Raw genomic sequence first — 12,717 nt, 5'->3', positions numbered from 1 at the left:
AATGACTTATTCTACTTTTTTAAAACCTAAAATCATACCTAATCCGCCTCCCATGATCAACAAAGAGGTTCCTCCTTGACTTAGAAAAGGCAAAGGAATTCCTGTTAAAGGCAGTAAACCAATCGAGGCGCCGATATTTTCTACGATTTGAAATAATAGTCCAAATACGAGTACTACCGCTAGATATAGATTTCCTTTATTGTTTGTCTGTATCGCAGTGTAAATAACTTGGTAGAAAAGATAGAAATATAGAAAAACGACGGTCACGCTACCTAAAAAACCAAACGTTTCGGCAATTACAGTAAATACCATATCTGATTCACGTACTGGTACATAGATTGGTGGTATTTCAGCTGGTCGTCCACTAAATCCACCTGCACTAACAGACAATAAGCTTTGTGATTGTTGGTATCCGATCGATTGACTGTAAGCAAAAGGATCGATCCAAGCTCTCACCCGGTCTAATTGATACGTCTTAAAGTTCAGACTATAGAGGATCTCATTACCGTATTTCGTAAAAACTAGACAAATCAATATGACCCCAATAATAAATAAAAAACTAGCACATACGGCCAAGATCTTCCAATGGACCCCTGCAATCATGAACAGAGCCCCCAAACAAATAATAAATACCAAACTTGTCCCAAAATCTTTTTGCATATACATCAACAAGAAAGTTGGTAAACTGATCAACAGAACTTGAAAGACATAGATCAGATCCGTTTTCACGGAACGTTCACTGACTTTCTTTTCATAAAGCAAGGTGAAATAAACGAGAACTAATGCAAAAGTCAATTTAACCAATTCAGAAGGTTGAAAAGTAAAACTACCAATCCTCAGCCAACGTTTCGTATCGGTTAATTGGTACATCACCGGATCATAAAATTTGTAGAGCAAACTCATAATTGCTAATGAAATGGCATAAAAATAAGGAGACAATCGTAACAATAACGCTGTCTTGATTTTTTGTGTCAGTAACAAAAGTCCTAATGAAGCAATGCAAAAGATCACTTGTTTTAAAACAATAGTTTTATAAGGCACTTGGTCGTAGACTGCTGCTCCATATTGCACACCGATACTTAATAAATAAAAGAGAAAAATCGGCAAAAATAACGCATAATTAAACTCAAATGATTTTGATTTCACACACAACACCTCTTAAACGAAAGTTTTCGTAACCAGAATTTCTCTAATCTTCTTATCAAAACATCCGTTATCAACTAGTATCCATTTTGCCATCCTTTCTATTAGGCAAAAGGAGTCACTTTCACATGAGGAAAAATAAAAGTAGCGTGATCAAAATGTGCTGTGATTTATTTTCAAGTAAGTGGTGTAAATATCCAACTCCAAAAAATAAGCCGAAAATTCACAAAAATCAGCAAAGATTTTTAGAAGTTTCGGCTTATTTGTTAAAGTTGCGTACATCAACAACTATCTCATCGTGTGAGTTTTGACACTAAACAACGTAAAGATTTCTCTTAGCTATCTTATGAAGAGCCTTAATTCGACAATTCCTGTTTTACACATTGGCGTCTTTCGACGTTTCTGCGCAATAGCCTATGTTTGTTTAGGAGCCTCGCCTAACAAGTATTAAATTTGAAAAAAGTATATCCTTTAACGAACAATTTCACAATAGCATCCCGTAGAAAGTTCGCAAAAATTTAGTCATATTTAACCTTTTCCTTAATTTTACCGGCAATTAGCAAAAAAAGAGAGCTTTTGACTAGGAATAATATGAATAAACATATAAATAAACAATAGTAGCTTTTTATCCATTCTGCTGTTATCCCAATCAGTCTCTCTTTTTTATAAATACTTATTTTTTACGTAATTGCATCAAAAATTTTCTAGCTACGTCCTGATTCATTCCTTCGGCTTTTCTTAGAAATTCAGCGACTTGTTCAATTTCAGTTCCTTGTGCCCCGACTGTGATCGCTAAGGCTCTAGCTTGAAGCGACATATGCCCCTTTTGGATACCGTCTGTCACTAATGCCCGCAAAGCAGCTAAATTTTGTGCTAAACCGACGGCAGCAATGATTTGAGCTAATTCTTTTGCTGATTCAATCTTCAACATGTCTAGTGCAATCTTTGCTTTTGGAAGAATCCTAGAAGCCCCTCCAACTGTTGCCACTGCCAAAGGTACCGTTAATTGTCCAACTAACTTATCTCCAATCATTTGCCAGTCTGACAGGCCTTGGTAAGCACCATCTTTCGCAGCATACGCATGAACGGCAGCTGCACAAGCTCTCGTATCGTTTCCAGTAGCAAGAATGACAGCTTCGATGCCATTCATGATCCCTTTATTATGTGTTGCTGCCCGATAAACATCTAATTTAGCATACTCGGAAGCTTGTTGGATTTTTTCAGCAATTCTCTTTCCTGCTTCAATCGTTTTTCCCAATCGCTCGAAGGGAATCTCACAACTAGCTGTTACTAATGATTCTGTTGCGAAATTGCTTAAAATACTAAATAAAATCTCTTCTTTAGGAAACCAGGAACGTATTTTCTGGGCAACACCTTCTAAGATAGCGTTGATGATATTAGCTCCCATCGCATCTTTTACATCAACCAAGAAATCGATCGATAAGTAATCCAAATTATTGCCCTTAAAGTTTCTTGTTGCGATTTCCTGCACTCCACCACCACGTCTCACGATCGAGGGATAACTTGCATTCGCACATGCTAGTAGTTCATCTTGTCTGGCGATGACAGCATCAGTTATGCCTCGATTATCCAGTTCCCCTGATAGTACAATCTGACCACGCATCAGGCGTTGTGGTGTAATTGCTGTAATGTCTCCACATATTTTTGCACCGTTACTGGCTGCAGCAATTACAGACGGTTCTTCTGTCGCCATCGGTACTTGCCTTTTGATTCCATTGATTTGAAAATTAGGTGCAATCCCTAGAGGAATCTCAACTTGACTGATTTGATTTTCAATCAAATGATTGGCTACTTCTTCAGAGAGTGTTCCTACTTTTAATTCATCAGCTTGTGATTGACTGATGATTCCTTCACTAACCAACTGACTCCGACGTTGTTCAGGCGTCAGTTGATAAAACTTTTTTTTTTGGTCACTTGATTGTTCCGTTTCTAGATTTGCTTCAAGTAACATGGCTAGTCCTAAGCCTCCACCAATACATAAAGAAGCCACACCATATTGTTGGTTCATTCGTTTCAAGCCATAACTTAATGTTGTCAAAATACGAGCACCACTTGCACCAATCGGATGACCGAGTGCAATGGCACCACCATCTACATTGACTTTTTCTTCAGCTAGTTTTAAGTTGCGATTGACCACGATCGATGAAGCCGCAAATGCTTCGTTGATCTCAAAACGATCGATTTGATCAATAGAAATTTCTGCTTTTTTCAATAATGTTTGGATTGCTGAGATAGGTGCAATTCCCATGATGCTCGGATCAATCCCAATTTCAGATACAGCCTTGATCGTTGCAAGATAAGGAAGCCCATGTTTGATCGCATATTCTTTTGAAGCTAAAATCAATACCGATGCTCCATCATTTAACGGAGAAGCATTCCCTGCTGTCACAGTCCCATTTTCGGAAAAAACAGTTTTCAAAGTCCCTAATTTTTCCAGTGTACTATTCCCTCGGATGGCTTCGTCTTTATCCATGATTCTTTGATCAGGTAAAGTAACGGGAATAATTTCTGCTTCAAATACCCCGTTTTCACTAGCTTGAGCTGCTTTTTTTTGTGAGTTGAGCGCATATTGATCTTGTTCTGTTCTCGTAACGGAAAATTCGTTCGCTACTTTTTCAGCAGTTAAGCCCATATGTGCATTTGAGAACGCATCTGTCAGCCCATCATTGACCATACTTGAGATCGGCTCTTCATAAGTTGCATTTTCTGCTTCATATTGCTGAAGCAGTGGCGCACGTGACATGCTTTCAGTGCCTCCTGCGACTACTAGATCAGCTTCACCTAACTGAATCAATTGGCGAGCCAAAATAACCGCCTTCATTCCTGAGCCACATACTTCGTTGACTGTCATGGCAGGAACCTGAACAGGGATCCCACTATTGACAGAAATTTGTCTGGCAACATTCTGACCATTCCCCGCCTGTAATACATTTCCAAATATTACTTGATCGATGTTTTCTTTATGGATACCTGTTTTTTCTAACAGTTCTTTTGTAATGATTGTTCCTAATTCTACAGCAGAAAAACTGCTTAAACTGCCACGATACTTTCCAATTGGCGTTCTCGCAGCATCTATAATAACGACTTCCTTCAAGTCAGTCACCTCCTAGAAAAATATACCATTGTTTATGCTAAAAACAAATACCTCACTATAGCTTCAAAAAAATCTAGGAATAAATTTTACAAATCCTTAAATATTCGCTTTTTTATATTTCTTTTAATCTTTTTATGATACTTTAGTAAAGTAAGTTTTTTTATCATGAGTAAAGAGGTGTTGAAATGAAAGTAGGGATTGATCGTCTTTCCTTTTTTATTCCAAATTTATATTTAGATATGACAGAGTTAGCTGAACGTCGGGGAGATGATCCTGCTAAATACCATATCGGTATTGGCCAAGATCAAATGGCCATCAACCGAGTGTCAGAAGATATCGTGACTTTAGGAGCAAATGCAGCTACTAGGATCGTCACAAATGAAGATCGCGAGCTGATCGATATGGTTATCGTAGGAACGGAATCTGGCATCGATCATTCAAAGGCGAGTGCTGTAATTATCCATCATTTATTGAAAGTCCAACCTTTTGCTCGTTCGTTTGAAGTAAAAGAAGCTTGTTATGGTGGAACTGCTGCTCTCCACATGGCAAAAGAATATGTAAAAAATCATCCAGATCGAAAAGTTTTAGTGATCGCTAGTGACATCGCCCGTTATGGTCTAGCTAGTGGTGGAGAAGTGACACAAGGTGTGGGTGCTGTCGCTATGATGGTTACCAAAGATCCACGAATCATCACTATCGAAGACGATAGTACTTTCTTAACCGAAGATATTTATGATTTTTGGCGTCCTGATTATGCGCAATACCCAGTGGTTGATGGTCCTTTATCCAACTCCACTTATATCGAATCTTTTCAAAAAGTTTGGAATCGACATAAAGAGGTAACAGGATTTACTTTAGAAGACTATGATGCGCTAAGTTTTCACATTCCTTACACAAAAATGGGAAAAAAAGCCTTACAAAGTGTCTTGGATCAGACAGATGAAGAAACACAAAATCGCTTATTAACTCGCTATGAAGAAAGTATTCGTTATAGTCGGCGAATTGGTAACCTTTATACTGGTTCTCTTTATCTAGGATTGATTTCTCTTTTAGAGAACTCACAAGTGTTAAAATCAGGTGATCGAATTGGCTTATTCAGCTATGGTTCGGGTGCTGTCAGTGAATTTTTCACAGGTTACTTACAAGACGGCTATCAAGATTTCCTATTGACTGAACTACATCAAGAAATGTTAGAAGGTAGAGAAGCTGTCACAGTCGATCAATATGAAACAATCTTCAAGGAAAAATTACCTGAACATGGGGAAACAGCCGAATATTCTTCCGATGTACCATTTTCAATCTATAAAGTTGAAAATGATATTCGTTACTACAAGTAACCATATGAGACAACTGCCTGATTGATTTAATAGGTAATCAAAAATGTTTGCAAAAAAGCAACTTTTAACATATAGCTACAAAAAGCAGTAAAACAAAAAATAGCGGCTTGCAATTACTTTTGTCAACATTGTTGTGACAATAAATAACTGTAAGTCGCTATTTGATTTTCTATCCTATTTCATAAACTATATGATGCTTCTTGATATTTAGAACCATTTTTTGAATAGTATATAATATAAAGTTTGATATTCTGATTTTTCTTTTAATGTTGTTTGATCCATCATCACCCATAACAATTTCTTTTCTGGTGATCGATCACTTGGAACCGGATTGACTAACTCTTTATCCCAAAGTTGAGTGGCTAATGACGTAATTCTTTTTTTGAGATCCTCTTTGGCATCATTTTTCAAAGCTAGGTTTTCTAATCCAAATTGGGTTACTACCCAACGATTGGTCGATTGCGTAGTATCAACGATCCCTTCAGAAGAAATGAAGCGGTTTTTAGGTTCTGCATGATAAATTTCAACGATATCACCTATTTTCAATGATACATTTTCTTCACCAGTAACAGACTCTATGCCTTCGATCGTTTTTTCGTATTTCAGTTCTCCTGTACTACTTTTGACCATTACTTTTACATAAGTTTCATTCTCATAACGATAATGAGGTCTCGAATGCGTAACTGAAACAATTGCTTCTTGAGTATCACTGTTCTTGTTTGTCCTAAATGTAAATGAGCCAAACTTCCTGTCATTCACTCCATGAAAATCAATGACTTGGCTATCTTTTACTTCGTCCAACGTAATAACCGCATGATTTGTTGCTTCTTTCACGTAAACATAACTATTCTGTGGGATGAAATACATCATTTGATTTCCAGAGAATTCTGCACAATAGATGCCATTAGGAATGTTTTTAAAAGTGACTACTCCTCCAGTGATTTCTTGAGTAGCTATTTCTTTCGTTCCGTCTTTTAAAGTTATTTTGGAACCTTTTAATAGGTTTAAGTCTTTCAAACTTAATTCAATCGTAAGATCACCTTTTAGATTTAGCGCAGCAATCTCCTTATTTTGCACCATCTCAAAATTAGAATTGATCAAATAAGATGGGTCGACTAATTCACGCGCACGTGCCAACTCACTTTCTGGTACGACATCAGCTAAAGAAGCGACTGCCGGATAACCATGCTCACGGTTTTTTTGAACTTGTACTTGATCAAGCGTCAATCCCCATTTCTCTAAAACACCTGAAAAATCTAGTTGACTATTTTCACTATAGATACGATTCATTAAATCAGGTAATGGGTAATCGTTGCGATTAAAATCTGGTTGATTAGCTATTTTACGATATTCCTGATACATCTTTGTAAACGAATCATCATTTGCTTTTTGTTTTAACATTGTTAATAAAATTAATTTTTCGCGCAGATCAGCATCAGCATAAGTTCCATTCTGATTGATTAGCTTTTCGTATAGTGCGTTTTCTACCTCTTCTTTTTTACCATAATTAAATAGCCAACCTTTTTCATCTGCTTCTTTTCCATAGATAAGATATTGATACTGCACACCAAATAAGTTATTCGAGACTTCTCCTGTATACATCCCTATGTTATCGAAGCCAGCTTGATAGCCATGTGCAATTTCATGCAACACTTTCCAACTGTCTTCAGTTAACCAGCACTCGACTGTGCTATAGCTATTTGCTGCCCATTCTGAAGAATAATAAGCACCGACACCTCCGTTTTTATCTGCTTTCAAGAAAAAGCGATTCACTCCATTTTGATTTTCTTTAGATGAGTTATCAAAACCAGCGATTTGATTATAATAACCAAACAATTCGATGTAATGTTCGATCAATTCATCTAAGGAACGGTAATCTTTCAAGTTTCTTACTTTTTCTTTATCATTTTTAGGAACAAGTAATTGAAAATCTGGTCCTTTAATCAAAGCATATTCAGCATCGAACTTGTCCCACATTGAAAGAAACATAGTATCATCTCCATGATAACTATAAACTGGTAATGGTTTAATACGTTCAGAAGTGACGATTTCATATTCAATCTGAGCAGCTTCTTCTCCATATGGCGTATCAATAAACGGAACTAAAGGATTATCTGCACTTATACTTACCCATTCTGAATCAACTAAGATACTTTTTTCAATACTTGAGGCATTACCTAACAATCTCAATCTTAATTTATTTTTGAATTGTTTATTTGTTTGTCTAATCCTCAATTCAACATTTTCTGGCAAGATAAATCCTAAATCCTGGCGATCATGATTTTTTCCTTTATTCATCCCTGCATTGAAGATCCAAGTTGGTTCAGGAATACTAAAAATCTCTTTTTTAATTACCTCTTGCGCCTGAACATTCGTAGAAAACAAACAACCAAAAAATAACACTGATAACCCTATCAAAAAAATCTTTTTCAAACAAAAAACCTCCTGTTATGTAATTTTATACAAATTGCCATCTAATCAAACAAAGCAATCGTATACATTTAAGTATAAATAAAATAGTCAACAACCACAATAAAAATTATACTTTCACTTCAATTAAACTATTTTTTTAAAGAAATAATTAAGATGCAAGCTATAATTTTCCAAAACAAACATTTCAATGATTTGTTATTTTATAAAATAATAAAAATGATTTAAAACAGTTAAGAAAACATAATACCAATATATCTGACAACTCATTTTTCTCCGTTTATTATTTTAGAAAGATAACCAACAGTCAAAAAATAGTTTTAGGCCGATTTCTTAGAGTGAATTGTTAAGACACAAGCAAATATAAGTGTTTTTTCTTTTACGTTAATTTTCGATTACTCCATTAGCCACAACAAAAAAAAGACTGAGCCAATCAATCAAAACATGCCTCAGTCTCTTCTCATCATATCTCTAAAGACGGATAAACGGTGTTCAAAAAGTCATTCCTCGTCAATCCGTCCTAAGAGATAAATCGTTTTTCTCTATATTCTTAGAGTAAACAAAACTAGTCATGCCCATTTTGGGTCACTCCTTCTTGATTAGTAGTAGCCGATAGGTCAACATCGTTGTACTAACAATTTTTTCTTTTGGGTCAAAATATTTTTGAATATACTCTTTAAAAATTGTTTCTTCTAGATATTCTTGATAATAAGCTCTCATAAAATCTTCCGTAATTTCTTCTTTAAACGTATACGTAAATTCTTTTCTTTTATAGGACCATTCTTCATCTTTTAAATAAGTTTCCAATTGATCCATTATTACTGGTGAAGTCACAGCATCTTCTTCGAAAATTCCTAATTTTTTTTCCAACGATGTAAACAGATCTTCTTTAGAAGAGACAACTCTTAGGATGACACAATATTTTTTCATCTTTGTTAACATTCTACTTAACTTTACGGAATCGTCTAAAGCCGGATTAGAAGCAGAGAAAATAAAATCATACGTTTTTCCATTTTCCAGAAATTCAGAAAAAGTCTGTTTCGTTAGATGAATGTTTTCCCTCCCCAATCTAGCTGCTTCTTCAGTAGCAAACTTCAACATTTCATCCGAAAAATCTATCAATTCATATGTAGTTGCTTCTTTTGACATCGCTAGATAGCGTCCAGCGCCACCTGCTACATCCACTATTTTCTCAGTTGGTAATGCAGCTTCTTTTTTTAGATACTCAATGACATCACGGACAATTGTTTTGTCTGATTCTTTTTGATTCATGTAGTAATCGCTTGCAAAGGCGTCCCATTCTTCTTCGTTCATTTTCATTCCTCTATTTCTCTATTTTTATATCGCTTTTTCACTTTTCGGAATAAATAATATACTGACTAATTCATAACCAAAACCAACCTGCTCTTAGGCTTATCGAAATAATTATTTTTAAAATTTCTGTCCTTTCATTATACATGATTCACATGTGTTTTCCTTTCTTTCTATCTCATCAGAGCCAAATTTTTAAATTGCCGATATAGTTCTTCACTATGTATATTAGACAGCTATCATCAAGTAAAGAATAAAGATGTCATTGAACAAAAAACTGGCTGGTATACATTCGGTTGAATCCCGAAGCCATACCAGCCAGTTGGTGAAATACTCTGCTATTAACTTTTGAATAGCACATCAAAAAATTATCCCAGGTATTCCTTTTTATTTCTCTTTTTGTACGTGTACAAGGATCAGTTTTGTGATTTCCATTAAAATGATCGTTACTAAGGCAATCCCGATTGACGTAAAGACTTCTGTCAAACCAAATGCTGCTGGAATTGAAAAGACTTCTTTCAAGCCTGGGATCATCGTCAAGCAATACAATGCACTACATACTACAACAGCTAACAATACGCTTCGATTTGCGAAGAAACCTGCTTGGATCGCTGTTTGTGTGTTAGAACGCGCAGGGAATGTTTGTAATGTTCGACACCAGATCAATGTAGAAAACGACATTGCTACGCCAAATTCTGGCGAATGTTGCATTCCTAACCATTGCGCAAAAATGACTGCGATACCGATTAATACGCCTCGATAAGTAACCGAGATCAATGTTTTATCGGTAAAGATTCCTGAATTTGGATCTCTTGGTGGACGTTTCATTGTAGCTGGTTCGGCTTTTTCTGTTCCTAAAGCAATCGCTGGTAATGAGTCGTTGACTAAGTTGATAAACAATAATTGTAATGCTGTAAATGGATTGGACCAATCAGCAACTAAAGCGAAGACAATCGCAATGATCGCACCTAAGTTTCCAGAGAATAAATAGGCAATCGCCTTTTTGATATTATCAAAAACATTACGTCCTACTTCTACGGCACTAACGATTGAAGCAAAGTTATCATCAGTCAAGACCATCGCTGCCGCATCTTTCGATACATCCGTACCCGTACCCATGGCAATACCGATATCCGCTTGTTTCAAGGCCGGAGCATCATTAACACCATCGCCTGTCATCGCAGAAATGTGTCCTTTTGTTTGCCATGCACGTACGATTCGGATCTTGTTTTCAGGAGATACACGTGCGTACACAGTCACTTTTTCCAAGACTTCGTTTAATTGATCTTCGGTCAATTCATCTAACTCTGTCCCTGTAAGTGCTTGATCTCCTTCTGCAAAGATCCCAATTTCTTTCGCGATCGCAACAGCAGTCGTTTTGTGGTCTCCAGTGATCATAATCGTTTTAATTCCAGCGCTTCGAGCTTCTTTAACTGCTTGTGTGACTTCTGCTCTTGGAGGATCAATCATGGCAAGTAATCCAACTAGAATCAAGTCATTTTCATCTTCAAATGACAACTCTGGACTTTCAATTGGGCGATAAGCAAAGGCTAAAACACGCAATGCCTTGTTTGAGAAAGCTTCATTTTGTTCTTTGAATTGTTTCATCAATTCCTCTGTCATTGGTACAACTTCACCATTTAGCAAGACCTTTTTACTGCGAGCAAACACGATATCTGGTCCACCTTTAACAAAAAGATAGTGTCCCTGATCAATGTTATGAGCAGTCGACATTAATTTTCGGTCAGAATCAAATGGTAATTCAGCTTTTCTTGGATAGTTGTTACGGATTTCTTGATACGGTTGATTCAATTTTTCACTAAAATCAATAAACGCTACCTCTGTCGGATCTCCAAGTTTCGTACCATCTTCACTGATGGAAGCATCATTGGCTAATACACTGATTTCAATCAAGCGTCTTTCATCGTCTGTCCATTTTTTTGGATCATCGGTAAAATCTCCAGTCGAACCATTCGCTAGATAATAATCAACTACCGTCATCTTATTTTGGGTCAATGTCCCAGTTTTATCTGTACAAATAATACTAGTCGAACCCAGTGTTTCCACTGCTGGTAATTTTCGGATAATAGCATGTCGTTTCGCCATTTTATTGGTTCCCAAGGATAAAACGATCGTTACGATTGATTGTAATGCTTCTGGGATGGCAGCAACCGCAACAGCGACTGCAAACATTACTGCACTAACGATATCAGCAGTTAAATCACCTGTGCCGCCGCCAAGATAGATTCGGAACAATTGGATACCTAAAATAACTAACGATAAAGCTAAAATCGCTAAACTTAACTTCTTACTAAATTTATCTAATCCACGCTGTAGTGGTGTTACTTGTTCAGTTGTTGATTCAAGTAACCCTGCCACCTCACCGATTTCTGTGTTATTTCCAGTAGCGGTAACTAAGAATTTCCCACGACCATAAGTAATGATTGTTCCACTAAATACCATGTTGATACGATCACCAATCGGCACTGTCTGACTAATATCAGTTACTTCTTTTTCCGATGCTGTCGATTCACCAGTTAGCATCCCTTCATCCACTTTCAATGATCCAGCTTCTAACAACCGACCATCGGCAGGGACATAATCTCCTGCTTCCAATAAAACGATATCTCCTACAACCAGTTCATTCGCAGGGATCGTTTTTTCTTTTCCATCACGAATCACACGTGCATCAGGTGCAGAAAGATTTTTCAATGCCTCTAAAGAACCTTCTGCTTTCTTCGTTTGGATCACACTAATCACGGAGTTCAACATCAATACGGCAAAAATAACGAAAAATTCGATATAATCTCCCATGACCATTTGAATCAAAGCGACAATCAACAAGACAATAACCATTGCATCTTTAAATGTTTCTAAAAACAATTTCCACGTTGGCTTCTTAGGTGCTTCTTTTAACTGATTCAATCCGTCTCTTTCTAACTTTTCTTTTGCTTGTGATGTACTCAAACCATCGATTGAGCTCTGTGTTTTTTGCATCAGCGAGTCAATTGGTTCTTTATAGACAACTTGCTGAGCCTGTTCTTTGTTTTCCAAATTCCATCCCCCATTTTGTTTTTCGTTACCAAAAAGTTTTCTGACTGAAAAAAAAGAGACCTAAGACAAATGCGGATTTGTCTTAGGTCTCACCATTTCATACAATACCAGAAAACCAAATGGTTAACTTACTGTTGATATTATCACAACAAACGTTGTCGGTTACTCCCCTAAGGAGATATTCAACTATATTCTTATCCTACATGAATGAATAGAAAATTGCAACCACTTTGCCTTTTGGTTCTTTATTTTTTCAAATCACTTTATAATCTCTGCAACTTCAAATTTAGGATTCTAAGGATTCTCATGATATAATACTGTTTGTTA

The 12,717-nt window shown here is 36.4% G+C and carries 6 protein-coding genes and 1 riboswitch; of the genes, 1 reads left to right on the top strand and 5 read right to left on the bottom strand.

Going from position 1 to position 12,717, the window contains the following annotated elements:
• Positions 1–6 precede the first annotated feature (6 nt).
• Positions 7–1,146 (bottom strand): FtsW/RodA/SpoVE family cell cycle protein, encoded by a 1,140-nt coding sequence (locus AB3I12_RS03955; protein ID WP_063626893.1) that lies wholly within the window; start codon positions 1,144–1,146, stop codon positions 7–9.
• Positions 1,147–1,427: 281 nt separating this feature from the next.
• Positions 1,428–1,595, bottom strand: a riboswitch (M-box (ykoK) riboswitch).
• A 221-nt stretch (positions 1,596–1,816) separates the two neighbouring features.
• Positions 1,817–4,258 carry a hydroxymethylglutaryl-CoA reductase, degradative gene (locus tag AB3I12_RS03950; protein WP_081248809.1) on the bottom strand — a complete coding sequence of 814 codons (2,442 nt, stop codon included), beginning with the start codon at positions 4,256–4,258 and terminating at the stop codon, positions 1,817–1,819.
• 185 nt (positions 4,259–4,443) lie between these two features.
• On the opposite strand from AB3I12_RS03950, the gene AB3I12_RS03945 reads away from it, so the two are divergent.
• Positions 4,444–5,595 carry a hydroxymethylglutaryl-CoA synthase gene (locus AB3I12_RS03945; RefSeq protein ID WP_010719603.1) on the top strand — a complete coding sequence of 384 codons (1,152 nt, stop codon included), beginning with the start codon at positions 4,444–4,446 and terminating at the stop codon, positions 5,593–5,595.
• 207 nt (positions 5,596–5,802) lie between these two features.
• Here the strand turns inward: AB3I12_RS03945 and AB3I12_RS03940 are convergent, their stop codons facing one another.
• The 3 genes from AB3I12_RS03940 to AB3I12_RS03930 form a co-directional block, all read right to left on the bottom strand.
• Complete coding sequence (locus AB3I12_RS03940) at positions 5,803–8,028, bottom strand: putative mucin/carbohydrate-binding domain-containing protein (RefSeq protein ID WP_231105536.1); 2,226 nt, start codon at positions 8,026–8,028, stop codon at positions 5,803–5,805.
• Positions 8,029–8,610: 582 nt separating this feature from the next.
• Complete coding sequence (locus AB3I12_RS03935) at positions 8,611–9,339, bottom strand: class I SAM-dependent methyltransferase (protein ID WP_034867499.1); 729 nt, start codon at positions 9,337–9,339, stop codon at positions 8,611–8,613.
• A 384-nt stretch (positions 9,340–9,723) separates the two neighbouring features.
• Positions 9,724–12,390 carry a cation-translocating P-type ATPase gene (locus tag AB3I12_RS03930; protein WP_010719606.1) on the bottom strand — a complete coding sequence of 889 codons (2,667 nt, stop codon included), beginning with the start codon at positions 12,388–12,390 and terminating at the stop codon, positions 9,724–9,726.
• Positions 12,391–12,717: the final 327 nt, after the last annotated feature.

The sequence above is a fragment of the Enterococcus sp. C65 genome (assembly GCF_040887165.1).
In the GTDB taxonomy this organism is placed as follows: Bacteria; Bacillota; Bacilli; order Lactobacillales; family Enterococcaceae; genus Enterococcus_B; species Enterococcus_B hirae.
This window is presented reverse-complemented; position numbering and strand designations above follow the sequence as displayed.

What these genes read in the sequence shown, in the direction of transcription:
- AB3I12_RS03935 (WP_034867499.1), bottom strand. Translation starts at nt 9,339, where the DNA reads ATGAACGAAGAAGAATGGGACGCCTTTGCAAGCGATTACTACATGAAT.
- AB3I12_RS03945 (WP_010719603.1), top strand. Translation starts at nt 4,444, where the DNA reads ATGAAAGTAGGGATTGATCGTCTTTCCTTTTTTATTCCAAATTTATAT.